Here is a 26,417-nt window from a genome sequence, read left to right as displayed (position 1 = left end):
ATAAAATCAATAGATTAAGTTTGTTATTTTTGGTGATTTCATATATTTTCATTTAAAAAATATAATCGAGAATTGTTACGTGAATTTCAAAACATTTCTATTGTTGGGTGGGGTTGGCTTTGGTTTGCATGGTTGTACCAGTATCAATGGATTAACCTCGGAATCATTTAATCAGTACACTTCGCCACAAGAAGTGATTGATAAAAAGAATATCAATGACAAAAACAGTTCAACGAAAGAGTATGTCTATTATTGGGGGCCTCAGCAAGGCGACAAGGAAATTCAATCTTTATTACCTAAGCAGTATTTAAGTCGGTTTTGTGCGGCCAAAGGTGGAAAATTTTCTCAAGTTCAAAAAAGTTCAATGAGTTTGGTGAAAGACATTTGGTCAAAAAAATTACTCAATACATATAGCAGTGTGAAACAAGGCATTGGTGGGTATCAGTGTAAACAAAGCGATGGTCAGCAATGGTATGTGTCGATTGAGCCTATTTCTGAACGTAAACTGGATCATACTGAAACTCGAGTCGTTCATTTACAAACCAAGCTGGTATCTTTGGATGAGCTGAAAAAACTGTATGCGAAAACCAATACACTTCCAGCGGTACAAGAGAAAAAACCAACTGTAAATAATGCTAAAAATACGGCTTCAAGCAAAGCACCGCCACCAGTAAAAGTGGTTGAAGAGAAAAGGCCAGTTCTTCCACCTGTTGAAGAAGAAAAACCACCTGTAGAGAAAGTTGTTTTATCGCCACAACTGCAACAGATGCAACTGTATGCTTCTGCACGTAAAGATTTAGGGCGAGGGCAGAACCAAATTAACGCATGCAATAATGCAGAGCGCGCTTATGGATATGGGCGCTTGCGTGGAGCTAGTGGAATCAATGTTTATGCAGAGTCAGGTATTTTGGTTGCAAAATGTTTAACCAGTATACCGAGTTATAGTCGTCGTTTTTCGAATCCGCAAGATCGAGCAAAACGTATTTTACAAAATCTATCCACCAATCAGAATCATGCGGTTGCTAAGTATATGTTGAAACAGATGAAATAATGATTGATATGATTAGATTTAAAAATGAATTTTCGATGACCAATAGGTGTTTTACGCTAGTGGTCTGAAGTTATCGTATTTTTATCCATATTCTGCCTGTCAGAATATGAAGTTTCGTTTACAGAGTCATAACAGGTGAATTATTGGCTTTCATGATACAAAGAAAATTATTTTGTATTAGAAGATTGCTTATGTTAAGCCAAGTATTTTCACCTATTGGTCAACGCTTTTCCCGTAGTATTCAGTCTGCTTTTCTCGCCGTGGCTTTGCTTGGAACCACGCAATTTGCTACAGCAGGGCAAACGGTTGATCAATTGAGTGATTGTTTAGTCAAAGCCACCACAGCCACCGATAAAACCACTGTGTTGCAATGGACTTTCTCTGCTTTGTCTGCACATCCCGATTTAAAAGCTTTGAGCAATGTGACAGATGCACAACGAGAACAACTCGATCAAAAGTTTGCTCAGGTTTTGCAACGTGTCATCGTGGAGCAATGCGCTGCCCAAACCAAGGCAGTGATTCAAACTGAAGGTCTACAAGCGGTTGGTGATAGTTTTCAAGCGTTAGGACGCAGTACGGGCGAAGCTATTATTCAAAATCCAGAAGTGAAACAGCAGTTACAAGGTGTCATTCGTTATGTGGATTTGAATAAATTGGTCACGACTTTTTTAACACCTGATATTTTTAATAAATTAGGCATTACCCGATAGTTTTAATTTTATTTTTAAATCCTCTCCTTGACGCAGGAGAGGGTTTTTATCTTTAGTGATCAATGCATTGCATTATAAAAATTTAAAATTGGTGTTGCTAAGTTTTGGTTGGCTTGGTCTAAAGTAACGTGAATATTCATAAAGTTAAAATCGCCGTCATATTTATATTTCGCAATACCATGTGTTTTGCTATTGAAATGGGGAATTTGATAACTAAAAAATGCTGTGGTTTTGGATGGATAAACCAACTTTAATTTTTTATTGGGATCTTTATAGCCTCCAAATTCTGAATCAAGACTTTGTTTTAATAAATTTGGAAAATACAACGTCGCATAGGGTAAGCCACACCCCACACAGAAAGAGGAGTCATAGGCTGTAATCGCTTCCTTTTGATTTGGACTCATGATTAAAACTGAGCCTGTTCCATTGGCGCCTGTTGCCGCAGAGATATCTGTCCAATGTTTTGGAACAAGAATATAACCAAGACTTGGAATTACAACGAGTTTGAGTTTTTCAGCCTGTTTGGCATCTAGTTTAAAGTTGAATGTGCAATTGCTTTTGGTGCAAGGTTCTGTCTTTTTAAGTAAACCATCCTCAACAGGGTTTTCTACCGTTACGCCATAAGCAGGAATTTTGACTTGATTGGAAAATGTTGCTTGTCCAATAGGATAGAATTGGTTGATTTTTTTTCTTTGAACATCTGAGTTTGAAAACTTCGGAAAAGTAGGCTGAAAGCTTTGTATATTCTGCGCATGTGTGGTTATGGTAAAAGTGGATAATACTAAGCTAAAACCGATAATTTGCTTTTTCATTTTTAAAATACGCTGATTTTGATGATTTAAAAATAACATATTGGCGGTGCAAAGCTATTGTTAGAACTTTAGGAAAACTCAAAAAAGTTTCAAGATCGGTTGTGATTTTAGCAGTTGAATCTCCAAAGTTTTAAGACTCTAGACGAACATATCTATTCTTCTGCTCGTCCAGAGCATTTTTAAAAAACGAGTATCTCACATGAAATTTAATCTAAAACTGAGTTCATGAAGGCTTTTTTTCCAAAAGAAACGGAATGGTAAAATAACGCAGTATCGGTAGATGAAGACGGGTCATACCAAGTAATGTGTGGTCATCAATAACACGTAGTTCATCTGTAACCCAGCGCCAAGGGATAGGACTTGGAGCAGGATAACTTAAGGTGATGACAGGTTTACTGTCTATTTTTGATACTGTTTCAGTCACTTTCATGTGTAGCGCATCAATCGTATGATCGCCACGCTTAAGTACATTGGTTGCAGCATTTTCAGCAGTAAACTTTTTACCTTGCCATCCCCATAAACCTGAAAGATAACAGCTGGGCATACCGCTTAGACGTAGCCATAAAGGGCCAACAAAACGTGCATGCCAAAATCCCTGTCGTTGTTCAACGGATAATAGTTGACCTTGCTGGAAGCGTTGTCTGAGTTCTGATAAAGAGATTTTAGAATCAATCTGCGTTGTCATATTTAAGGTAATCCTCTTGTTTTTTATGTATTTTAAAATTTGATTAAGACAGTATTAAATTTATTTAATATTGGTATTGGGTATATTCTTTGATTTTTATATTTTTGACAATGCCGCTTGTCATTTAAGGTTTGTCTGTATAGCCAAGTCATTGGGTTGAAGATCGGTCAGTGTATTGGAATATGATGATGGTGGAGTGAGCTAAGGTTTGATGCGTAAGTGTTTTTGGAAATGGGTTGAGTGTAGCTGAATGCGTTAGGCAGCATGTTTTAGCTATAACTACAGAAATAATATTAAGAGATATTTCAATCTATGGATCAGAAACTTATGGGAGTATAAAGAGCAATTATTAAAAGTTTTTTGAGCAAAAATATTTTAAGAATTTAGAGGGACTTACGCTATATAGGATCAATGAATGATAGGCCAAGTTTATGGTGATATTGCTAAAATTTTGTGCTATTTTTTTATAAATAAAGGACGTTAATAATGCAATAGTTTTCTGAATTTTCTAATCATAAGGGGTGGTTATATGAAAAAAATCTTTAAAACGCTAGGGCTCGTGGCTTGTGTAAATATGGCATTACTCAATTCCGCGATAGCACAAGACGGTAAGGAACCGCTGAGCGGGCAGCCACCTGCAGGATCTAAAGCCTCAATAACGGATTTCGAGTCGCAAATCAAATACCAGCGAGCATTTGAGGCGATGATTTGGTCAATGCCTATGGCTGCTGGCTATGGTTATAGACGAGGTGTGGTTGAAAGTATTGGTTACAAAGACAACGACATCGTTTATATGTCGGGCGGAGCAACGCCGCTAATGGAAACTGCTACATCGAATAGTACTACTCCTTATATTGCTGCGTTTGTTGATTTACGAAAAAATCCAGTAATTCTGGAGATCCCTCCTGCTTCTAAGAATGGAAGTATTTATGGGCAGGTAACCGATGCTTGGCAGGTTACGATTGCAGATATTGGGCCTTCGGGTGAGGACAAGGGTAAAGGCGGAAAATATTTATTTACACCTCCAGGCTATGACAAACCCATTCCTCCTGGATATTTTCACGTTGCGTCTACAAGCAATCGTTTGTTCTTTGCTTTTCGTTCGATTGTGGCACCTGGAAAAACAGAAAAAGATGCCATCGCCTATATTCGAAATCTAAAGGTTTATAACTTAGATCAAGCCGCTAATCCTCCAAAACAAAATTACGTAGATATTTTAAAGGTTCGGATTCCAGCATTGCCTTATTATGATGAAAGGGCGTTTAAAGACATTTATGATGTAATTAATGCAGAACCTGTACGAGAGCAAGATAAAGTCATGATGGGGATGCTGAAAACACTCGGCATTGAAAAAGGTAAGCCTTACAATCCAGATGAAAAAACACTGAAAATTATGAGACAGGCTGCGATTGATGCTTGGTATTACATGCAGCATTGGTTCGATAATATGCCGAAGGATAAATACTACTGGTCAGATAGACATTATGCCTCATTGTTGATGACCGATGAAAACAAGACGTTCACTTGGGTGTATCCTAATTACATTGATCTAGTGCCAAGAGCTGCCCAATCATTTTGGTGCACCAATGTTCCAAAAAAATTAAGTGATGATCCTGCTACTCAATACATGATGGCGATGGCAGATAAAGAGGGTAATCCTTTACAAGCTGGGAAACTCTATAAAATAGATATTCCTGCAAAAATGCCAGTAAAACAATTCTGGGCATTGACGGTATACGACCATGCGACCATGGCCTTTATTTATAGCGATTCTAACCGCACCACTTTGTCGTCTTATGATGTAGATAAAATGAAAAAGAATGCGGATGGTGGCGTAACACTTTATGTTGGCCCCAAAGCGCCAAAAGGCTTAGAGTCAAACTGGATTCCTACAGCGGGTAAACGACCTATTCCTGCTATTCGTTTCTATGGTCCAACGGAAGAGTTTAACAATAAAACATTCAAACTTTCTGATTTCGAATTGGTAAATTAGAGCAGTTTCCATATGAACTGAATCATTGACATGTTTCTTTGGAGGCAGGTTTATGATTCAGATTTCTTACTAATGGTAAGAAATAAGTGTGGATATGACGATGCGGGATTTCAAGGAAAGAGTGGTTATTACTGTCCTGCATTGCTTTAGGGGCGTACAAGGTTTAGACGAAGATGGTTTTCAGGATTTAGTAAAAAACCGTCCTAAGGCTAATATTGATCGGTTAAGAGTAATTTTATTATTACTGATTGATAAATCTCCCCTAACCCCTCTTTACAAAAGAGGGAATGAACAGCATTGCTGTGCAAGGAATCCAATACAGTATTAAATCCAAGATACTCCCTCCTTTTTCAAAGGAGGGTTGGGGGAGGATTAAAATGCTTAACTGCTGAAATTAGTCCTAAGACGGGTTTTCCAAAACCAATCAGTCTTAACCAATCAATTTCTTCATCAATTCATTCACTTGCGCAGGGTTGGCTTTACCTTTTGCAGCTTTCATGACTTGACCAACGAGACCATTAAAGGCTTTTTCTTTACCAGACTTGTACTCTTCGACCATTTTTTCATTGGCTGCAAGTACGTCTTTGATAATCGCTTCAATTGCACCTGTATCGGTTTCTTGTTTCAAGCCTTTTTCAGCAATAATGTCATCCGCAGATTTTCCTTCTGCTTCCCACATAAAGCCAAACACTTGCTTAGCAATCTTACCGTTAATGGTGTTGTCGACAATACGAGCAATCATGCCACCCAATTGCTCAGCAGAAACAGGCGAGTCTTGAAGCTCTAAGCTGGCTTTGTTTAAAGCACCAGAGAATTCACCCATCACCCAGTTTGCAGCAACTTTACCTTGAGCAGCACCGCCCGCAGCAACCACAACAGCTTCATAGAAGTCTGCCATTTCACGAGAAAGCGTCAATACATGCGCATCATACTCAGTCACGCCAAAATCAGCGATAAAACGAGCACGGCGAGCTTTCGGTAATTCAGGAAGTACAGCTTTAGCTGCTTCAATCTGTTCATTTGAAATGATTACAGGAAGCAAGTCAGGATCAGGGAAGTAACGATAGTCGTTCGCTTCTTCTTTCGAACGCATTGAACGCGTTTCCATCTTCACTGTATCGAACAAACGCGTTTCTTGATCGATCTTGCCACCATCTTCCAAAATGTCCATTTGACGTTCAATTTCAACATTGATCGCTTGTTCAATGAAACGGAAAGAGTTGATGTTTTTCAATTCACAACGTGTACCGAATTCATCCCCCGGACGACGTAAAGACACATTACAGTCACAACGGAAAGAACCTTCTGCCATGTTACCATCAGAAATCCCCAACCAACGTACTAAAGTGTGAATTGCTTTGATATACGCCAAAGCTTCTTCCACAGAGCGCATATCAGGCTCAGAGACAATTTCGAGTAAAGGTGTACCTGCACGGTTCAAATCGATACCTGACATCCCTTCGAATTGATCATGGATTGATTTACCTGCATCTTCCTCTAAATGTGCACGGGTTACGCCTATACGCTTCACTGTGCCATCTTCAAGCTGAATGTCGATATGACCCAAGCCCACAATTGGATTGTCCATTTGGCTGATTTGGTAGCCTTTAGGCGAATCAGGGTAGAAATAGTTCTTACGTGCAAACACAGACGCTTGATCGATATAAGCATCGATACCTAAGCCAAAGCGAATCGCAAGATCGACCACTTCCTTATTTAAAACAGGAAGAACCCCTGGCATTGCCAAATCTACAAGGTTGGCTTGCGTATTTGGGTCTTGACCAAAAGTTGTTGAAGAACCTGAGAAAATTTTAGAATTGGTCATCAACTGCGTATGGATCTCAATCCCGATAACGACTTCCCATCCATCAATCAAGTTTGATTTCGGTGCTTTTTGAGCTTGAGCCATTAGATGTTCTCCTCAGCAATTGCCGCACGTTTGGTATGCCAATCTGTATTTTGTTGATATTGATGGACAATCGATAACAATTGAGACTCTGACCAATAGTTACCAATCAACTGTAAGCCTACAGGAAGTTGATTTGCATCAAAACCAACAGGGGCGTTGATTGCGGGTAGACCTGCCAAGTTCACAGCCAGTGTATAAATATCGCCTAAATACATTTCAGTCGGGCTAAGGTTTGCACCGATTTTGTAAGCTGTGGTTGGTGCAGATGGTGCAGCAATCACATCTACATTTTCAAAGGCTTTTAAGAAATCTTGTTGGATTAAACGACGTACTTTCTGTGCTTTGACATAATAAGCATCGTAGTATCCAGCCGATAATGCATACGTACCAATCAAGATACGACGTTGAACTTCTGCGCCAAAACCTTCTGAACGAGAACGTTTGTACAGGTCTAAGATATCCGTAGGGTTTTCGCAACGGTAGCCATAACGTACGCCATCATAACGTGACAAGTTCGATGATGCTTCGGCAGGTGCGATGAGGTAATAGGTTGGTACATAAGCTTCAGTCATGTTGAGGTCAACCTCAACTAATGCTGCCCCCATGTCCTCTAACTTTTTCAATGATTCTTCAACACGTGCTTTAACGTCAGCGTCTAAGCCTTGAACATTAAAGTATTGTTTAGGAATACCAATACGTAAGCCTTTTACACTTGTTGCATTTAAGTTTGCAACATAATCATCTACTTCTTTCTCGACAGAAGTAGAATCTTTGGCATCATGTCCTGCAATGGTGTTCATCAAATAAGCACAATCTTCAGCAGAACGTGCCATTGGGCCACCTTGGTCAAGTGACGATGCGAATGCAATCATCCCGAAACGTGATACACGCCCATAAGTCGGTTTTAAGCCTGTTAAACCACAGAATGATGCTGGTTGGCGAATTGAACCACCCGTATCTGTACCTGTTGCAATTGGGGCTAAATCCGCAGCAACCACAGCTGAAGAACCGCCTGATGAACCCCCTGGAACGTGTTCTAAATTCCAAGGGTTTTTAGTCGCACCATAGAATGAACTTTCAGAAGTTGAGCCCATAGCGAACTCATCCATATTCACTTTACCCAAAGTGACCAAGCCTGCTGCTTTGGTTTTTGCAACCACAGTGGCATCATAAGGTGAGATAAAATTATCCAGCATTTTTGAACCTGCGGAAGTGCGAATTCCTTGAGTACAAAAAATATCTTTATGCGCAATTGGAACACCAGTCAAAATGCCTGCTGTACCAGATTTGAGTAAATGATCCGCCGCATCTGCTTGAGCGAGTGCTTGTTCAGCAGTTACCGTGACGTACGATTGAACACGGTCATCAATTTTTGCAATACGGTCTAAATAGTGTTGAGTCAATTCACGAGATGAAAACTGAGCAGTTTTTAAGCCTTCAGTCATTTCACGAATCGATAAACGGTGTAAATCAGTCATGAGTACAATTCTTTACGATTAATTTTATAAATTAGGTTTAATTGGTTGAATATTATTCAATCACACGAGGTACAAGGTATAAGCCATCTTGTGTTGCAGGGGCAATCGCTTGATATTGCTCACGATGATTGCTTTCTGTCACAACATCTGGACGAAGTGGCTGTGGGTGATCAAATGGGCTTTTAAGTGGCTCAACACCTTCGGTATCAATACCTTTTAATGTTTCCATCATCCCCAAGATTTTATTTAAACTTTGAGCATATTCAGCAGATTGCGTATCATTTAACGACAATCGAGCAAGGTTGGCGATCTGCGATACTGTTTGTGCATTTAACTCTGCTGTGTGCTGAGCATCTGAAGTTGACATGATGTCTCACCTAATTAGTTTCAAAAAAATTCAAAATATCGTGCGTTATAATAAGCGATTGACTTGTTCAAATCATCACATTTAGTTAAAGTTGCCATCTTGCGTCCATATAAAGTTAAAACTGAGAACGACCCGTGATTCCAAAACGACTATTTGGCTTGTTTTCTCCAGATCTAGCCATCGATTTAGGTACTGCAAACACTTTAATTTATATGCCAGGTAAAGGCATTATATTAAATGAACCGACAGTTGTGGCAATTCGTCATAGCGGTTCGGCGAAAATTGTTGCAGCTGTAGGTTTAGATGCTAAGCAAATGCTTGGCCGTACACCAGCAAATATTTCTGCAATCCGTCCAATGAAGGATGGTGTGATTGCTGACTTTGAAATCACTGAAACAATGTTGAATGCGTTTATTCGTAAAGTGCATGAAAAGCGTTTAATTCCACCTGCACCTCGTGTAGTGGTTTGCGTACCATGTAAATCAACTTTGGTAGAACGTCGTGCTATTCGTGAAGCTGTATTTAATGCAGGTGCTCGTGATGTCCGTTTGATTGAAGAGCCGATGGCTGCTGCAATTGGTGCTGGTATGCCAGTAGAGCAAGCTTGTGGTTCTATGGTTGTAGACGTCGGTGGTGGTACCACAGAAATCGCGATTATTTCGTTACAAGGTTGTGTGTACGCAGATTCTTTACGTATCGGTGGTGATGTTTTTGACGAACAAATCATTCATTATGTACGTAAAGCACATGGTTGTGTGATTGGTGAAACCACTGCTGAAAACATTAAAAAAGAAGTGGGTATGGCAATTTCTGATGGTAAAACTTTAGAAATTGAAGTTCGTGGTCGTAACCTTGCTGAAGGTGTACCGCGTGCGATTACTGTAACCTCTGATGAAATTACCCAAGCGATTTCTGATCCATTACAAAGTATTGTTTCAGCAGTGAAATCTGCATTGGAACAAACACCTCCTGAGTTATCTTCAGATATTGCAGAGCGTGGTATCGTGTTAACTGGTGGTGGAGCATTGCTTCGTAATTTAGACAAATTACTTGCTCAAGAAACAGGATTACCTGTTGTTGTTGCTGAAGATCCTTTAACTTGCGTAACGCGTGGTGGTGGTAAAGTCTTAGAATTCTTTGATAATCCAAACCATGATATGCTGTTTGTAGGCTAAATTCGTAGATTAAGTTTAAGGACGAGGCGGTGCAACCGAATCTCTTTTCAAGACAACCGCCATCTTTTCGCTCGTTCATCATTGCGGTCATCACTTGTTTGGTAGTGCTGTTTTTTAACTGGCGCATGCCACAAGTGATTCAACCTGCAAGAGATGTCTTGTATGCGGCATATAACCCGATTTATGCTTTAGCAAGTTATCCTGTATTGTCGAAAGAATGGCTTAATCAGCAAACTAAATCTGAAGCGCAACTGCGTCGTGAAAATACAGCGATGCAGGCTGAATTGCTTCAAGCACAAGTGCGTCTGCAAAAACTCTCTGAACTTTCTGCTGAAAATACCCGTTTACGTGGTTTACTTGATACTCCATTAATTATTGATGGACGTATGGAAATTGCCGAAGTGATTGGTACAGATGCAGATCCTTTACGTCATATCATCATCATTAACCGTGGTTCAGCCAATCAAATCAAAGTGGGTCAAACCGTTTTGGATGATAAAGGGATCATGGGACAAGTGATCAGTGTTTATCCACACAGTAGTCGTATTATGCTACTTTCCGATAAAGAGCATTCTCTATCTGTACGTTTAGAAAGTTCAGGTATGCGTGCCATTGTGACGGGTACGGGCGATTTAGGGCGTTTGAAAATGGAATATGTTCCGACCAGTGCCAATATCAAAGTGGGTGATAAAGTCTATAGTTCAGGCTTAGGTCAGCATTTTCCTGCTGGGTATTTGGTTGGTTCAGTGTCTAAAGTTATGCGTCATAATACGGGTGAATTTGCTCAAATTGAGGTTGTACCTGCTGCACAGTTGGCAGGTGGTCATCATGTGGTGGTATTGTTTTCTGATTCATTAGCGATGGAGCAGCCAAATGTTGATCGCTAAAAAACTACGCTCAGAAAAGCAACGTAAAGACCCCTTATTTATTATTGTCGTTTCAATTATTATTTGTTCGATTTTAGTCGTTTATCCAATGTCATATGTGTTTGCTGGTTGGCGACCTTTATACATGTTTATGATCATGTTGTTTTGGGTGCTGTGTCAGCCGACTTGGTGTGGGGTTTGGTTTGCATTTACCATGGGGATATTTACAGACCTACTTTTAGATGCACCCTTGGGCATGAATGCTTTAAGTTATGTATTAATCGCTTTTCTGACCCGTTATTTTATTCGTGAAAGACGTATACTGACTTTTAGCAATATTTGGATCATTAGCATGTTTGCCATATTGGCACATTTGATCCTTATTTTTGCGGGGCAGGTGATGGCGGGTGTGCATTTTTCATTGGCACGACATTGGCAACCTTTAGTGTCTAGTATTTTGTGCTGGCCAATTCTTTATTATTTATTAAAAAGATGGCGCATTTAATTTTAGCGTCGAGTTCACCTCGGCGAAAAGAGTTGTTATTGCAGGTCGGTTTAGACTTTACGGTCTGTAGCCCTGATATTGATGAATCTGTTTTAAAACATGAACAGATTGATGGCTATGTCGAGCGTTTAGCAAGACAAAAAGCTCAGGCCGTTTTGGCTTTGTATCCTAGTAGCACGGTGATTGCTGCGGATACAAGTTTGGTTTTTGCCAATCAAATTATTGGTAAACCAGAATCTAAACAACATGCTTTTGATATTTGGAGATTATTGTCGGGTCAAAAGCATGAAGTACTAACAGGTGTTTGTGTTGCAAATGCCAAACAATTATTGAGTGTTGTGGTTCGTACAGAAGTTGAGTTTCAATATTTCAGCGCTAAGGATATGGATGAATATTGGGCTACTGGTGAACCGATAGGCAAAGCTGGGGGATATGCAATCCAAGGTTTTGCTGCAAAGTATGTTAAACATATCAATGGTAGTTATAGTAACGTTGTAGGACTACCGTTACATGAAACAATACAGTTACTCGATCAAATACAGCAGGGCAGTTGACGCACTAAATTAACTGCTAAAAAGAATTTTTATAATGTTTTGAGTTTTGTTATGTCTGACGAGTTATTGATTAACGTCACGCCTATGGAATGTCGTGTGGCCTTAATTCAAAATGGTACGGTCAATGAATTATTTGTTGAACGTACTGTTAAGCGTGGATTGGTTGGAAATATTTACAAAGGTAAAGTCGTCCGAGTACTTCCGGGTATGCAGGCTGCTTTTGTAGATATTGGACTATCTCGAACTGCTTTTTTACATATTAATGATATGGTTTGGACACGTAACCAACCAACGCCCAACGTTTTTGAGCTCTTACAACCCGGACAAATTCTGACAGTTCAAGTCATGAAAGACATGCTTGGCACTAAGGGCGCACGTCTGAGTACCGATCTTTCGATTCCTTCTCGCTATTTAGTGTTGATGCCTTATGGTCATCATATTGGGGTTTCTCAACGGATTGAATCAGAAGAAGAGCGTGACCGACTACGATCGATGATTGAACGCATTCAGGCAGAGCATAAACTCCCTGGTTCAGTGATCGTGCGTACTGCTGCTGAAGGAATTGAAGAAGCAGCGATTGCACAAGACATGGCTTATTTGGCGAAGTTATGGCAATACATTCAAGATAAGCAAAAGAGCGTGGTTGTTCCATCTTTAATTTTTGAAGAACTGCCTTTACCACAACGGGTCATTCGCGATTTGGCAAATGAGGATACTGCCAAAATTTCAGTCGATTCACGTGAAATTCATGCCAAGCTACAAGAGTTTGTTTGTGAATTTGTGCCCAGTATGAGCAATCGTTTGATTCATTATCCGGGTGAGCGTCCAATTTTTGATTTGTACAATGTTGAAGAAGATATCCAACGTGCATTACAAACACGCGTTGCTTTAAAGTCTGGTGGTTATCTGATGATTGATCAGACAGAAGCCATGACCACAATTGATGTGAATACAGGTTCTTATGTCGGTGGGCGTAGCTTAGAAGACACAGTATTTAAAACCAACATGGAAGCGACGCAGGTGATCGCTCGCCAACTGAGGCTGCGCAACTTAGGCGGTATTATCATTATCGACTTCATTGATATGCAAGAAGCGCAACATCGTGAAGAAGTGATGAATCAGTTTGATAAAATGCTCGAACGAGATCATGCAAAAACGAAGATTACCCAAGTTTCAGAGCTAGGCTTAGTTGAAATGACACGTAAGCGTACACGTGAGTCGCTCGAGCATTTACTGTGTGAGTCATGTCCAGCATGTCAGGGGCGTGGTTATATTAAAACTGCAGAGACAGTATGTTACGAAATTTTTCGAGAAATACTTCGCTATGCTCGAGCTTATGAATCTCAGAGTGGCTTTACAGTCGTTGCTCATCCTTCGGTTATTGATCGGCTATTAACTGCAGAAGCGCCAGCAGTCGCAGATTTAGAGCATTTCGTGCATCGCGTCATTAAATTCCAAGTTGAAAATTTATATACGCAAGAGCAATACGATATCATTTTAAGTTAAAATTGTAACAGAATATCGTTAAACAGTTGTTACATCTAAAATTTTACTTTGTGCTCTGTTTTCACAATACTAGACATAAAGGTAGCCAAAGACATTTCTCCCTTTAAATCGTCTTAGCAAGTGAGGTTAAAATGAGCGTAAGTGAACAAATAATAAAAAGCGGTATTCAGCATGTATTAGAGTCACAGCCTAAAAATACATGTGTAATGTTGGATGATGATGGTAAAGAGGTAAACATCACCAAAGATATGGTGGTTAATGTTTGTCATCAGCTTCTGAGACAATGCCGTAATGTTAAAAATTAAGGGGCCAATTTAAGCCCCTTAATTTTTTCTGAAATTTGTTGTATCGAGAACATTTTTTTGAATTGATTTAAATGATGACACATTCAACATTTAATCTATGACAGACCAATTCTTCCATCTTTGAAAAAAACCACGATAAATTTAAAGTCATCGCTAAGCCTTCTTTGATAAGAAGGCTTAGCGTATTGGTTTTAAGCAGGTTTTTGTATTTCAGGTGGTTCTACAAGCACTGGTTTGGTATGTGTTGTTGGTTTTGATGGCTTTACATCAGTTGTTTCATTTGCAGCATCTTTTTTTGGCTCTTTCTCCGCAATCAATTGTTCAAACTTCTGAATTTCATTTTCTAAATGGGTGAGTAGATTTTGCAATTTTGGCAATGATTTACGGCAACCTGTTAAGCCCACTTCCAATTTATCCAAATAACTGGTCATGGTGATATTCAGGGCTTGTCCATCTAGCACAATCGAAGCTGGGTAGAGAGCATCTAACTTCGCACCGTTCCAATACAGTGGTTCACGTGGTCCAGGTACATTAGAAATGATGACATTGAATGCTTGGCGTTTCGGCATCATTCCAGAAGCAATATTTAAACCAGCCAAACCATAAACAAAAGCACTGTAGTTCAAGATCTGATCTGAATTCATGCGTTTAAAGCGGGTTTTTGAATTTTGCACACTACGACGAATGATTTCTAAACGTTCTTCTGGTAATTCTTTATGCGTTCCTAGATTGGCAAGAATCATGGTGATTCGGTTGCTCATATCTGAGTCATCATCACGTAATGAGGCAGGAACCATGGCAATTAGGGGTTTTTTCGGTAAAGCGTCTTGCGTAATTAAGTAATCACGTAATGCACCTGAACAGACAGCTAAAACGACATCATTGATGGTGACACCAAGCGCTTTAGAGATATTTCTAAAACGATCAAGTTCGAAAGACTGCGCAGCAAAACGACGTGAAGAACTCACACGTTGGTTAAATAAACTACTTGGTGCTTGAAAACTTGATACATAGTCGGGGTTTTTCCCCATTTCTTTAAAAACAGTTTGGAAAAGTTCTTGGGTCACTTTAGGCGCAGCTTCAACTTGCCCTTTCAATGCACTGAGTATTTTCTTTACTTTACTGATTTTAGGTTCTTTGAAACGTTGAGAACGTTTACCTTCGACACACCAAGGTGGAATAATGGTTTTAGCATTTGGATCTTTCGAGAAAGATTTTTCGACTAAACGCATACCTGCCACACCGTCAATCATGGCGTGGTGGATTTTAAAGTACATGGCAAAACGATTGCCTTCAATCCCTTCAATGATATGACAGGTCCAAAGTGGTTTGGCGCGGTCAATTAATGCACTATGCTCTTGCGAGATATAGACCAATAATTCACGAATACGTCCCGGATGAGGCAGTGCAATATGGCGGAAATGATGATCGATATCAAACTCTTCATCTTCATCCCAAAAGAAACCATTTAAAAGGTTATTAAAGGGAGGAACAGGAATTGATTTTGAGTTACGAATATCTGCAACTAAATCTTGGATAAAAGTAGAAGGTGCATGTTCGGGAATTTCAAATAAGAATAACCCACCAACATGCATGGGTTGTTGCCGTTTCTCTAAATTTAGAAAAATAAAATCGATTGGGTGTAATGGGCGCATGATTTTAGATTGCCTCACTGCAATTTCTACAACAACTCGTGTCTGAGTGTTGTGTTGTTAGAATTATAAAACTTGATACGAGTATAAAACGATTTCAATGCTAAAATCCAAGCATTTCGATGAATGATAGGTCTAGAAAAAAGTCACTATAAATAGTGACTTTTTCAAATAAATAAATTGCTTAGATTATTTTAAATTTCCAGCATGCAGTCCACACTCTTTATGGGTTGCTTCTTCCCACCACCAACGGCCTTCACGTTCATGCTGATTGGGTAAAACGGCACGTGTGCAAGGTTCACAACCAATCGAAATAAAACCTTTTTCATGCAAAGGATTGTATGGAATTTCCATCATTCGGATATAGTTCCAAACATCTGCACTCGACCAATTTGCAAGCGGATTATATTTGATGAGTTGTTTACCGACACCTGAAAAACCAGGATCAGCTTGAATTACTGGAATTTCGGTACGCGTACCAGGACTTTGATCTTTACGTTGCCCAGTAATCCAACCATCTAAAGTCGCAAGCTTTTTACGTAAAGGTTGTACTTTGCGGATGCCACAACATTCTTTATGGTCATCCTGATAAAAACTGAATAATCCTTTTTGATTAACCAGTTGTTGTACAGCTTCAGCTTCAGGGAAACAGATTTCAATTTGAATGCCGTAATGTTTACGGACTGTTTCAATAAATTGATATGTTTCAGGATGAAGGCGCCCTGTATCTAAACTAAAGACACGAAAGGGTTTGCCAAGATTATGCGCCATATCAATCAAGACAACATCTTCAGCACCTGAAAATGAAATCGCAATTTCACCTTGTTGTGACAGTGCCAGTTCTAATATTTCAGATGGAGATTTATCTGCGTATTCAGCAGCAAGTGCATCAACAAGATCAATCGTTGCAATGGTGGTCATATCTGCTCCTGGCAGTTAGCTTGAAGCTATGTTCGATGTCGACGACTTTAATCCTAGCAAATTTAATGTTGTCTAAATATAGATCAGCTTAAAAATGATTGAATCAGACGAAATAGTCATTTGAAATTCGTTTTATTTTAAAGTAAATGAAATAAACTGCTTAGCAGATTAACTTGAATACTTATGAATAAAATAGATTTATAGGGTTAAAAAGTATTTTTAAATTACAAACTTTCAATACAGATATTCTGTTTTTTCAAAAGATTGTATTCAAGTTTATTCCAAATCCCGCTTGTTTTAGTAAATCTGTAATGAAAAATGAAATGACACAGAAACTTTCCGTTAAATTTAAAACTTTAATGCTATCATAGCGCCAAAATTTTAAACCGACATTTGGGAGAACCCATGGAAATCGTATGTCTTGATCTGGAAGGGGTATTGGTACCAGAAATCTGGATCAATTTTGCTAAAAAAACAGGAATCAAAGAATTAGAAGCAACAACGCGTGATATTCCAGACTACGATGTGTTGATGACTCAACGTTTGAATATTCTTAAACAACATGGTTTGGGTTTGAATGATATTCAGGCTGTAATTGCAGATATGGGACCATTCCCAGGTGCAAAAGAGTTTGTTGAATGGGTTCGTACACATTTTCAATTGATCATTCTTTCTGACACATTCTATGAGTTTGCTCACCCTTTAATGAAGCAACTAGGCTGGCCAACGATTTTCTGTCACAAGTTGGAAACAGATGAAAATGGTATGATCACTGCCTATAAATTACGTCAACCTGATCAAAAGCGTGAAGCAGTAAAAGCTCTACATGGTCTAAATTATCGTGTGATCGCAGCAGGTGATTCTTATAACGATACAACCATGTTAGGTGAAGCGGATCAAGGTTTCTTATTTGATGCACCTGAAAATGTAATCCGTGAATTTCCTCAATTCCCACCTATCCATGGCTATGAGGCATTGAAAGAGGCGATTCGTAACGCTTCTGTACGTGATATTCCTGCGTAATTTTGTAGAATCATCATTGTGAAAAAGACGCTTCGTGCGTCTTTTTCTATTTTAGGATGGGACAAATGAGGCAAATAGAATAAAGCTTCTGCAACTACAGCGCTCCTTGAATTAATGGATAAGCATTGTCCAATAAAAGCTTTTGTGCTGTTGCATTCGGATGAATCAAATCTTTTTGCATTAAGTTTTTATTTCCTGCGATACCATTCATAAAAAATGGATGCATTTTAACTTTGTACTGTTGGCTTAAAACTTGGTAATTATTTTCAAACGCCTTGCTATATGCTGTACCGTAGTTTGGCGGTATTTTCATCCCCAATAAAACCACTTTTGCCTTAGCTTTCTGACTTTGTTGAATCAATTGTGCAAGGTTTTTCTGAATCATTTGTGGTGGTTGACCACGTAAACCATCATTTCCACCTAACTCAATCACCACGACATCAGGTTTATAGGTTTGTAATAATTTTGGTAAACGTGCCAAAGCGCCACTGGTGGTTTCACCACTGGCACTGGCATTGACAACTTTGTGCTGTTTGGGGAATTGTTGATTTAAACGCTGTTGTAATAAAGTGACCCAACCTTGTTGAGGATTTATACCATAACCTGCACTCAAACTGTCACCTAAAATCATGATAGTTTTTGCAAAACTACTAACAGGCAACAGACAGATCATGCTAAAAATTAAACAATGAATAAAATTTTTCATCATTTTCAAATTTAACCATATTTTGATTTGCATAGTAGGGTACTTTCAGATGTCTAAGGTTCAGGATGATTCAATCTCTCCCATCATGCCACAAGTGATCATTGCTGCACAGCAACTGACACAAAAGATAGAACTACCACATCAAACGCTTACAATTTTTGAAAATTTAAATCTCAATATTTATACAGGTGAGCAAGTGGCGATCACAGGTCGTTCAGGTTCGGGAAAGTCGACGCTATTGGGTATTCTTGCTACTTTAGATCAAGCCAGTTCGGGACAGCTCAGTGTTTGCGGTGAAGCGATTGAAAAACTCAACGAGGAACAACGTGCTTTAGTGCGACTAAAACATATTGGTTTTGTATTCCAATCTTTTCAATTGCTTCCACATTTATCTGCGCTTGAAAATGTCATGTTGCCATTGCGCATTCAGAAAGATTTTAATTATTTGGAAGCTGAACAGAAGTCTTTAAAATTATTGGCAAAAGTTGGTTTGGAACGTCAAAGCCAGCAAACGCCTAAAGTATTATCGGGTGGTGAGCAGCAACGTGTAGCAATTGCTAGAGCATTGATTTCTGATCCTAAAATTATTTTTGCAGATGAACCTACAGGCAATCTTGATGGTCATACGGCACATGAAATTGAACAATTACTGTTTGATTTGAATAAAGAACTCGGCACAACTTTAATTTTGGTGACACATGATCCGCAACTGGCTGAACAATGCCAACGCCATTATGAGTTGAAAGATGGGGTATTGATTGAACATTCGCAGCGCTCTCAGTCGTCTAAAGTGGGTGAGGTTGTGTAATGTTTACTTTGTTTAAGCCATTATTCAGGCAAAGTTTTGCAACTTCAGGTATTTATTTACTGATTATTGCGTTAAGTTTGGCGATTAGTGCAACCACAGCACTCAAGTTTAGTAATGATCAAGTGCAACACGCTGTGACTTTACAAGCTGCTAAAATGCAGGCGGCCGATTTAGTGCTGAGTGATCAGTATCCAATAGAACAGCAGTGGTTAACGCAGGCGGATGAACTTCAATTAAAACAGTCACATGTTACTATGTTTGGTTCTATGGCATCGACCCATGATCAATTTGTTATGGTGAATGTGAAAGCAATTGATGATGCTTTCCCGCTCAGAGGCGAGTTGCAGATTTCACCTAAGCAAAAATTAAAAAGTGGTGGAGTGTGGTTAAGTCAACGTGCTCAAGAATTATTAAAACTAAAAGTGGGTGATTCTGTTCAAATTGCCGATGGTCAATTTAAAGTGACGGGGATTATTCAACAAGATTCAAATCAAGAATTAGGCTTCTCTGCATTTTCGCCAACTGTGATTATTTCTCAAGCGGATGTGGTTAAAACCAATGCAATTCAAATCGGTAGCCGTGTTGAATATCGTTTATTGATGGCAGGTGAGCCTCAAGCTGTAATGGAATATCAGCGTGTATTTAAAGCCTTTAAAGAACAAAAAAAACTGAATGATCTAAAGGCAAATACAAAGTCTTTAGAACAGGATCAGATTGCTAATGATCAAGGTGTTAATCAAAAGCAGGATCAGCCAACCAATCATGCGGCAACGGATCAATCTACTCAAGCAATGCAAAGTGCAGAATCGGATTTGGAAGATCAAACCAGTTTGAGATTACGTAATGCCAATGATGGAAATTCTCGGTTATTAAAACCGATTGAAAATTTAGATATATTTTTACAATTGGCAAATATTTTAACCATTTTACTCTGTGGTTTAGCAATTGCTTTGACCAGTCAGCGTTATGTACAGCAAAACCAAGATCATATTGCTTTGATGCGTTGTATGGGCGCAACCAAACAGCAAATTTTCCAAACGTATTTGGGATTGCTTGCTGTGGTAATTGTGATCGCAATCGTGATTGGAAGTATTTTAGGATTGGTTCTCGGTTATTCCTTGCTTCAACTGATGCTGCAGATGATTCCAAATCTTGAATTAAGTTTTTCAGCATTTGAAATGTTACTTGGCCCTTTACCGATTGCGACTTTCACCAGTGCAATTGTTTTGATTGGGTTTATTTTCCCAAGTCTATGGCAATTGCTCAGTACACCACCAATTCGAGTGATTCGTCAGCAAGAAAAATCTGCACGTTCAATTGTGTGGATGATGTCAGCAGGACTGATTAGTCTGATTATTTTTAGTCTTGTTTTAACTGAAAATATCGTTCTTACGACATTGGTCATGGGGGCTGTGATTGTGCTTACAGCTTTATTATTTGGTATTGTTTGGTTGATTCTAAAAACTTTAAAATCAATGCGGAATCAGCTTTCAGCCTATGTACGCACACCATCACAAACGGCATTACAAATTACAGCATTGGCTTTGGGCTTGAGCTTAATTACAGTTCTGGCGGTATTACGTACAGATTTATTGGAGCGTTGGCAGCAACAACTCCCTGAAGGAACACCGAACCAGTTTATCTATGGATTACCCCCTTTTGAACTTGATGCATTTAAGCAACAACTTGAACAGCAACATTGGAAAAGCACTCCTTTATATCCCAATGTCAAAGGTCGACTCATTGCCAAAAATGATCAAGCTTTTTCAGCGGATTTGATCAAAAAGAGTAATTCGCTTCGCCGTGAACTGAATCTGACTCAAACGGATCAATATCCGCAAGACAATGTGATTGTTGCAGGGGATGCCAAATTGACGCAGGTCGGACAAGTTTCTGTTGAAGCTGAATTGGCAAATGAGTTAGGGATCAAAATTGGTGATCGTTTGACTTTTAGTTTGCCAGAAGGGCGGTTACAGGCGCAGGTGGTAAATTTAAGAACGGTTGAATGGCAAAGTTTTAGTCCAAATTTTTTCTTTATTTTTACCCCAAATACTTTGGATGAAAATGCAGGAAGCTATTTAGGTAGTTTCTACGTACCAGCTGCTGAAAAAGTGAAAATGATCAATTTGATTCAGCAATTTTCAAATACGGTTTTTATTGATGTATCTTTAATTTTTGAAGAGATCAAACGCTTAGTTGGGGTGTTGGTACAGATCGTCACGGTACTTGCAGTGTTGGTCAGTCTATCGGGCTTTTTAGTCCTGATCGCTTGTATTAATTTGTTGATGGATGAGCGTAAAAGAGAAGTTGCTCTAATGCGGTCTTTTGGTAGTTCTAAACGTCAATTAAAAAATATGATGAGTTTGGAAATTGGTTTTATTGGCTTATTGGCAGGCATCGTATCGTGTTTCTTTGCTGAAGTGATTAGTGCGATTGCAAGTTATCGAATGGACATGGTGGTACAGTTGCATTGGGAAATTTGGATTATTTTACCTGTACTGATGGCGCTATTATGTGCATTGATTGGTCGCTATCGCCTCAGTTATTTGTCGGAAATTCCTCCTTTACAAAGTTTAAGGGAGTTGAATTGATCAGTGTTGAATAGATTTGGATATGAGTAATGTCCATGTGGCTGTATTAAATTGCAAAAATAAAAACTGAAATAATATTAATACAGCCACAGCTTAAATCAAAAATTTAAAGCTTATAGGGATGTAGCTATATTCAATATTCCACAAGAAAAAATGCCTTTACTTATTGTACAGAAAATTGTACATTATTTATGTACAGAAAACTGTACAGAGTATAGACCTAAATAGATACCTAAAACAGAGAAAACACTATGCATGTATTTACATATACAGATGCACGTAACAATCTAAAAACTGTTTTAGATAAAGTTATAGATGATGCAGATGTAGCTGTAATTACTCGTAAAGAAGGACAACATGCCGTTGTAATGGGGCAAGACTATTACAATAGCTTGATGGAAACATTACATCTGATGTCTTCTCCAGGTAATGCAGCGCATTTAGCAAAATCAATTGCAGAGTTGCGAGCATCTAAAGCAATTGAAAGAGAGCTTTTAGATGATACGGAAGATTAGTTTTACCCCAACTGCTTGGGAAACTTATGTTTATTGGCAAAGCCAAGATAAAAAGACGCTCAAACGAATCAATACTTTAATCAAGGAATGTCTTAGAACACCTTTTGAAGGTATTGGAAAACCTGAACCATTGCTCGGTGATTTATCAGGGTTTTGGAGTAGACGGATAGATGAGAAAAATCGACTAGTCTATGAAGTAACAGATGCAGCGATAACAGTAGTATCTTGCCGTTATCATTACGAATGAAGTAGAAGCTCTTACCTTAAACAGTAGGAGCTTTTTAAATTGTACTCAATATCATCTTTTTTAGTGTAATCAAAAATAGGCAGTGTTCTAAATAGTATGTAGTATGCTGGCTTCAATGGTGAATAGAATCGCTGAAAATAAATAGTAAAAACTCACTATATTTTCAATGTTTTATGATACTCAGGCTGTGAGTAAAATAGAGAGTATATTTTTTTGACACATTCACGAATTTTGACAACTAAGAATTTTAAGCTTTCTAAAACTTCAACTGACTACGCATTTGTGAAATCGCTTCTTGCCAAAGTGGGGTAATTGGTTCAATTAGATTCTGGCAATACAAATACACGGTATAAGTTAAACCCATACCAAATAAAATAATCATGATATTGGCAATCTGTCCTGCGTTGATACGTTGAGCGATATACCAAACCAGTGCCATGACTGCGCCCATCAACATACCACCGATATGCGCTGCATTATTAATGCCAGTTGCAAAAAAACCAAAAGCCAAGTTAATTGCAAGAATGGTTAAAAGTGATTTTTTATCTAAAATAAATCTTTGATTTTTGGTCGGTGGGAATAGTGAAAGTATGGCCAAAGCACCACCTAAGCCCATGACTGCACCCGATGCTCCTGCAGATACATGAGGAATCAGTTTAGGATCAAAAGTTTGAAGTAGTTCATAGCTATTGCGAATATCAAGATAACCACTGAGTAAACTACCCATTAATCCAGCAAGCAGATAAAGACTTAAATAATAAACACGACCGAAAGTTTGTTCTGCAACATTGCCAAAGACGAAGAGTGCCCACATATTCATCATTAAATGGAGAATACCAAAGTGAAAAAACATGCTACTCAATAAGCGATAAGGTTCCTCTAAAAAGGTTAAAGGTGCATAATCAGCTCCCCAACGTAATGCATCTAAAGTGCTTGGGTCGGTAATATTGACACCTGACAACACCTGCAATACAAATAATCCCACATTGATCGAAATGAGTAATAAGGTTATTTTCTCTATTTTATTTGGTGTTTGTACGTAGGATGAACCTTGTTGATAATCAGACATGAAATTTCTGTGCTTTTTATAGATCGATTTAGCTTAACATGAAATTTAAAATTTTTCGGAGTAACCAGCTGACATGAAAGCTTTTATTGTTCGTGGTTTGTTAATTATTATCAGTCTTTTGATCATAATTCAGCTGTGGATTTTCTCTAGTTTGGTGTACTGGCGTACCCATGATGTTGAAACAACGATGTTTATGCGTTGGACATATTTGTCCGATTTTAAACCGATTAAACATCAATGGCGTGATTATGATGAGATTAGTGATAATTTCAAACATGCGATTGTTGCTGCTGAAGATGCAAAATTTATCGATCATCATGGTTTTGATTGGGATGGTATTGAAGATGCATTACAACGAAATTTAAAGAAAGATAAAGTTGTTGCAGGCGGTTCAACCATTTCACAACAATTAGCAAAGAATTTATTTTTTTATAATCGTCGTTCATTTCTGCGTAAAGGTCAGGAAACCATTGCAACCACTATGATGGAACGCATGTGGACCAAGCAACGCATTTTAGAAGTTTATATGAACTCGGTTGAGTTTGGGGATCATATTTACGGTGTCGAAGCCGCAGCACAACATTACTTTGGAAAAAGTGCCAAGAGTTTAAGTCGTGAACAAGCTGCATTTTTAGCAGTGCTGTTACCCAATCCTAAGTACTATCAAGATCATCGAGATGACGCTAAGTTACAATATCGTAAACGTATGGTTTTAAAATATATGCGCTATACACGTATTCCAGATTAGCGTCTTTTCACGCACAAATATTTATTTTCAAAGCAAGAAAAGCACAAATCTTTGTGCTTTTTTTATGAAATTGTCATAAATTTGAAGCATACTAGTTTTATGACATTTATTGATGCAGGTTTATTGCATGAACAGCGCAGTGGCGACCACGACACCTACAGAATATGCTTATAACGAACGATATATAAATCGTGAATTGTCTATTTTAGATTTTCATTTACGTGTTTTAGAACAAGCCGTTGATCCTTTACATCCTTTATTGGAACGCATGAATTTCTTATTGATCTTTTCTCGTAATATGGATGAGTTTTTTGAAATTCGTGTTGCCGGAATGATGGAGCAATTAACGCTAGGGAATGAAAGCCGTACGCCAGATGGTCTCACACCTAAACAAGTTTTAGAGCAAATTTCCAAAACTGCGCATGAAGCAATAGAGCGCCAATATCGTATTTTAAATGAAGAAATTTTCCCTAAACTGCGTGAAGAAGATATTTGCTTTCTACGTCGTGGTGAATTAACACCTGCGCAATCTGTTTGGATTAAAAAATATTTTCAAGAACAAGTTGCACCAGTTTTAACACCGATCAGTTTAGATCCTGCGCACCCGTTTCCGCGTCTGGTCAATAAAAGCCTAAACTTTATTGTGACTTTGGAAGGTAAAGATGCGTTTGGTCGTCAAATTGATCTCGCCGTTGTTCCTGCACCACGTTCATTACCACGTGTAGTGCGTTTACCAGATGAATTAACAGGGGGCAAAGAACATTTTGTGATGCTCTCTGCAATCATTCACGAACATGTTTCAGATCTTTTCCCTGGCATGACTGCAACAGGCTGTTATCAGTTCCGTGTAACTCGTAATGCTGATTTGGCATTAAATGAAGATGTTGAAGATTTAGCCAAAGCACTCAAAGGTGAATTGAGTTCTCGCCGCTTTGGTCGTGCAGTTCGTTTGGAAGTGACTGAGAATTGTCCAAAACATATTTATGAGTATTTGCTTGAAGAGTTCGATTTAGAACACGAACAGCTTTATAAAGTGGATGGGCCTGTGAATTTGGCACGTTTGGTCTCCAACTTTAAACGTCCGCATATGCGTTATGACTCCCATGTACCTTCATTGCCAAAAGTATTAAAAAAGACTGAAAATATTTTTTCAGCAATGCAAAAGCAAGACATTCTTTTACATCATCCATTTGAATCTTTTGCACCTGTGATTAATTTGCTGCGTGAAGCTGCACGTGATCCGCAAGTTTTAGCGATTAAGCAGACCCTTTATCGTAGTGGTGCAGATTCAGAAATCGTTCAAGTCCTTGCTGAAGCAGCACGTAATGGTAAAGAAGTCACCGCTGTCATTGAATTACGTGCTCGCTTTGATGAAGAATCGAATATCGCAGTTGCCAATGTTTTACAAGAAGCTGGGGCTGTGGTGGTTTATGGTATTGTGGGTTATAAAACCCATGCCAAAATGATTTTAGTGGTACGCCGTGAAAACAATAAATTAGTGCGTTATGTGCATTTGGGTACAGGAAATTACCATGCGACCAATGCACGTATTTATACCGATTATGGCTTACTCACTACAGATAAAGAACTGTGTGAAGATGTGCACCGTATCTTCCAAGAGTTAACAGGCATGGGGAAAATGGCGAAGTTGAAAAAGCTTCTACATGCACCTTTTACGCTACATGCCCAACTCATTTCTTTTATTGATGATGAAATTGCCAATGCAAAAGCTGGCAAACCTGCGCAGATTATTGTCAAAGTCAATGCTCTAACTGAAGTTCAGTTGATCAATAAGTTGTACGAGGCATCTCAAGCGGGTGTGCAAATTGATTTAATTATTCGTTCAATTTGTTGTTTACGTCCTGGTTTACCTAATCTTTCTGAAAATATCCGTGTTCGTTCAATCGTTGGGCGTTTTTTAGAGCATACGCGTGTTTACTATTTTGCAAATAATGGTAATTCACGTATTTATTGTTCAAGTGCAGACTGGATGGATCGTAATTTATTTAATCGTGTTGAGGTTTGCTTCCCGATTGAAGATCCTGCGTTGAAGAAGCGAATTTATCAGCAAGGTCTCGTGAATTATTTAAAAGATAATACCCAAGCTTGGTTGTTGCAAGGGGATGGCACTTGGGTACGTGCTCAGTTAAAAGATGGAGAAGTTGCGCATAATGCACAACAAACGTTGATTGAGTATTATAAATAATACATTCAGAAATCA

Annotated in this window: 25 protein-coding genes; 16 read left to right on the top strand and 9 right to left on the bottom strand. The window is 38.7% G+C overall.

The window, feature by feature from the left end:
* Window positions 1-79 precede the first annotated feature (79 nt).
* Both D7V20_RS03165 and D7V20_RS03160 read left to right on the top strand, forming a co-directional pair.
* Window positions 80-1,051 carry a hypothetical protein gene (locus D7V20_RS03165; RefSeq protein ID WP_120382884.1) on the top strand — a complete coding sequence of 324 codons (972 nt, stop codon included), beginning with the start codon at window positions 80-82 and terminating at the stop codon, window positions 1,049-1,051.
* Between the two features lie 191 nt (window positions 1,052-1,242).
* Window positions 1,243-1,761 (top strand): hypothetical protein, encoded by a 519-nt coding sequence (locus tag D7V20_RS03160; protein WP_120382883.1) that lies wholly within the window; start codon window positions 1,243-1,245, stop codon window positions 1,759-1,761.
* 59 nt (window positions 1,762-1,820) lie between these two features.
* Here D7V20_RS03160 and D7V20_RS03155 read toward each other — a convergent pair whose 3' ends face one another.
* Together D7V20_RS03155 and D7V20_RS03150 are read right to left on the bottom strand one after the other, a co-directional pair.
* Window positions 1,821-2,612 carry a DUF4850 domain-containing protein gene (locus D7V20_RS03155; RefSeq protein WP_120382882.1) on the bottom strand — a complete coding sequence of 264 codons (792 nt, stop codon included), beginning with the start codon at window positions 2,610-2,612 and terminating at the stop codon, window positions 1,821-1,823.
* Window positions 2,613-2,796: 184 nt separating this feature from the next.
* On the bottom strand, window positions 2,797-3,258 hold the full coding sequence (locus D7V20_RS03150; RefSeq protein ID WP_120382881.1) for a hypothetical protein: 462 nt from the start codon (window positions 3,256-3,258) through the stop codon (window positions 2,797-2,799).
* Window positions 3,259-3,787: 529 nt separating this feature from the next.
* Between D7V20_RS03150 and D7V20_RS03145 the strand changes: the two genes are divergently transcribed.
* Window positions 3,788-5,251: a DUF1254 domain-containing protein gene (locus D7V20_RS03145; RefSeq protein ID WP_235831584.1), complete on the top strand. Its 1,464-nt coding sequence runs from the start codon at window positions 3,788-3,790 to the stop codon at window positions 5,249-5,251.
* A 430-nt stretch (window positions 5,252-5,681) separates the two neighbouring features.
* Here the strand turns inward: D7V20_RS03145 and gatB are convergent, their stop codons facing one another.
* The 3 genes from gatB to gatC are packed head-to-tail and all read right to left on the bottom strand — an operon-like array spanning window position 5,682 to window position 9,005.
* Complete coding sequence (gene gatB, locus D7V20_RS03135; RefSeq protein ID WP_120382879.1) at window positions 5,682-7,160, bottom strand: Asp-tRNA(Asn)/Glu-tRNA(Gln) amidotransferase subunit GatB; 1,479 nt, start codon at window positions 7,158-7,160, stop codon at window positions 5,682-5,684.
* Window positions 7,160-8,638, bottom strand: a complete 1,479-nt coding sequence (gene gatA, locus D7V20_RS03130; RefSeq protein WP_120382878.1) for an Asp-tRNA(Asn)/Glu-tRNA(Gln) amidotransferase subunit GatA — start codon at window positions 8,636-8,638, stop codon at window positions 7,160-7,162. Before gatA ends, gatB begins: the two co-directional genes overlap by 1 nt.
* Before the next feature lie 52 nt (window positions 8,639-8,690).
* The gene (gene gatC / locus D7V20_RS03125; RefSeq protein WP_120382877.1) at window positions 8,691-9,005 is read right to left on the bottom strand and encodes an Asp-tRNA(Asn)/Glu-tRNA(Gln) amidotransferase subunit GatC; all 315 of its coding nucleotides are present in this window, start codon (window positions 9,003-9,005) and stop codon (window positions 8,691-8,693) included.
* Between the two features lie 134 nt (window positions 9,006-9,139).
* On the opposite strand from gatC, the gene D7V20_RS03120 reads away from it, so the two are divergent.
* From D7V20_RS03120 to D7V20_RS19825, 6 genes are all read left to right on the top strand, one after another.
* Complete coding sequence (locus D7V20_RS03120; RefSeq protein WP_120382876.1) at window positions 9,140-10,180, top strand: rod shape-determining protein; 1,041 nt, start codon at window positions 9,140-9,142, stop codon at window positions 10,178-10,180.
* Window positions 10,181-10,209: 29 nt separating this feature from the next.
* Window positions 10,210-11,067 carry a rod shape-determining protein MreC gene (mreC, locus tag D7V20_RS03115; RefSeq protein WP_120382875.1) on the top strand — a complete coding sequence of 286 codons (858 nt, stop codon included), beginning with the start codon at window positions 10,210-10,212 and terminating at the stop codon, window positions 11,065-11,067.
* Entirely contained in the window at window positions 11,054-11,551 is a 498-nt protein-coding gene (gene mreD, locus D7V20_RS03110; protein WP_120382874.1) for a rod shape-determining protein MreD, read from the top strand. The genes mreC and mreD overlap by 14 nt, the downstream gene beginning before the upstream one ends.
* Window positions 11,539-12,105 carry a Maf family nucleotide pyrophosphatase gene (locus tag D7V20_RS03105; RefSeq protein ID WP_120382873.1) on the top strand — a complete coding sequence of 189 codons (567 nt, stop codon included), beginning with the start codon at window positions 11,539-11,541 and terminating at the stop codon, window positions 12,103-12,105. The genes mreD and D7V20_RS03105 overlap by 13 nt, the downstream gene beginning before the upstream one ends.
* A 51-nt stretch (window positions 12,106-12,156) precedes the next feature.
* On the top strand, window positions 12,157-13,611 hold the full coding sequence (gene rng, locus D7V20_RS03100) for a ribonuclease G (RefSeq protein ID WP_120382872.1): 1,455 nt from the start codon (window positions 12,157-12,159) through the stop codon (window positions 13,609-13,611).
* 131 nt (window positions 13,612-13,742) lie between these two features.
* Window positions 13,743-13,916: a PA1571 family protein gene (locus tag D7V20_RS19825; RefSeq protein ID WP_171407744.1), complete on the top strand. Its 174-nt coding sequence runs from the start codon at window positions 13,743-13,745 to the stop codon at window positions 13,914-13,916.
* Between the two features lie 191 nt (window positions 13,917-14,107).
* Here the strand turns inward: D7V20_RS19825 and D7V20_RS03095 are convergent, their stop codons facing one another.
* Together D7V20_RS03095 and D7V20_RS03090 are read right to left on the bottom strand one after the other, a co-directional pair.
* Complete coding sequence (locus D7V20_RS03095) at window positions 14,108-15,571, bottom strand: WS/DGAT/MGAT family O-acyltransferase (protein ID WP_120382871.1); 1,464 nt, start codon at window positions 15,569-15,571, stop codon at window positions 14,108-14,110.
* Window positions 15,572-15,757: 186 nt separating this feature from the next.
* Window positions 15,758-16,489, bottom strand: coding sequence for a phosphoadenylyl-sulfate reductase (locus D7V20_RS03090; protein WP_120382870.1), 732 nt, complete (start codon window positions 16,487-16,489; stop codon window positions 15,758-15,760).
* A gap of 405 nt (window positions 16,490-16,894) precedes the next feature.
* On the opposite strand from D7V20_RS03090, the gene thrH reads away from it, so the two are divergent.
* Entirely contained in the window at window positions 16,895-17,512 is a 618-nt protein-coding gene (thrH, locus tag D7V20_RS03085; protein ID WP_010116018.1) for a bifunctional phosphoserine phosphatase/homoserine phosphotransferase ThrH, read from the top strand.
* A 94-nt stretch (window positions 17,513-17,606) separates the two neighbouring features.
* Here the strand turns inward: thrH and D7V20_RS03080 are convergent, their stop codons facing one another.
* Window positions 17,607-18,221: an arylesterase gene (locus tag D7V20_RS03080; RefSeq protein ID WP_120382942.1), complete on the bottom strand. Its 615-nt coding sequence runs from the start codon at window positions 18,219-18,221 to the stop codon at window positions 17,607-17,609.
* Window positions 18,222-18,267: 46 nt separating this feature from the next.
* On the opposite strand from D7V20_RS03080, the gene D7V20_RS03075 reads away from it, so the two are divergent.
* From D7V20_RS03075 to D7V20_RS03060, 4 genes are all read left to right on the top strand, one after another.
* Window positions 18,268-19,026: an ABC transporter ATP-binding protein gene (locus D7V20_RS03075; RefSeq protein WP_120382869.1), complete on the top strand. Its 759-nt coding sequence runs from the start codon at window positions 18,268-18,270 to the stop codon at window positions 19,024-19,026.
* Window positions 19,026-21,617, top strand: a complete 2,592-nt coding sequence (locus D7V20_RS03070) for an ABC transporter permease (protein WP_120382868.1) — start codon at window positions 19,026-19,028, stop codon at window positions 21,615-21,617. The genes D7V20_RS03075 and D7V20_RS03070 overlap by 1 nt, the downstream gene beginning before the upstream one ends.
* A gap of 251 nt (window positions 21,618-21,868) precedes the next feature.
* The gene (locus tag D7V20_RS03065) at window positions 21,869-22,132 is read left to right on the top strand and encodes a type II toxin-antitoxin system Phd/YefM family antitoxin (RefSeq protein ID WP_120382867.1); all 264 of its coding nucleotides are present in this window, start codon (window positions 21,869-21,871) and stop codon (window positions 22,130-22,132) included.
* On the top strand, window positions 22,116-22,379 hold the full coding sequence (locus tag D7V20_RS03060; protein WP_120382866.1) for a Txe/YoeB family addiction module toxin: 264 nt from the start codon (window positions 22,116-22,118) through the stop codon (window positions 22,377-22,379). Before D7V20_RS03065 ends, D7V20_RS03060 begins: the two co-directional genes overlap by 17 nt.
* A 256-nt stretch (window positions 22,380-22,635) precedes the next feature.
* Here D7V20_RS03060 and D7V20_RS03055 read toward each other — a convergent pair whose 3' ends face one another.
* Window positions 22,636-23,448 (bottom strand): rhomboid family intramembrane serine protease, encoded by an 813-nt coding sequence (locus D7V20_RS03055; protein ID WP_120382865.1) that lies wholly within the window; start codon window positions 23,446-23,448, stop codon window positions 22,636-22,638.
* A 73-nt stretch (window positions 23,449-23,521) separates the two neighbouring features.
* Here D7V20_RS03055 and mtgA point away from each other — a divergent pair, with 73 nt between their 5' ends.
* Both mtgA and ppk1 read left to right on the top strand, forming a co-directional pair.
* Window positions 23,522-24,196: a monofunctional biosynthetic peptidoglycan transglycosylase gene (mtgA, locus tag D7V20_RS03050; RefSeq protein WP_120382864.1), complete on the top strand. Its 675-nt coding sequence runs from the start codon at window positions 23,522-23,524 to the stop codon at window positions 24,194-24,196.
* A gap of 127 nt (window positions 24,197-24,323) precedes the next feature.
* Window positions 24,324-26,402, top strand: a complete 2,079-nt coding sequence (gene ppk1 / locus D7V20_RS03045) for a polyphosphate kinase 1 (protein WP_120382863.1) — start codon at window positions 24,324-24,326, stop codon at window positions 26,400-26,402.
* Window positions 26,403-26,417: the final 15 nt, after the last annotated feature.

Origin of the sequence: Acinetobacter rongchengensis, from assembly GCF_003611475.1 — a bacterium.
GTDB classification, from domain to species: Bacteria; Pseudomonadota; Gammaproteobacteria; order Pseudomonadales; family Moraxellaceae; genus Acinetobacter; species Acinetobacter rongchengensis.
This window is presented reverse-complemented; position numbering and strand designations above follow the sequence as displayed.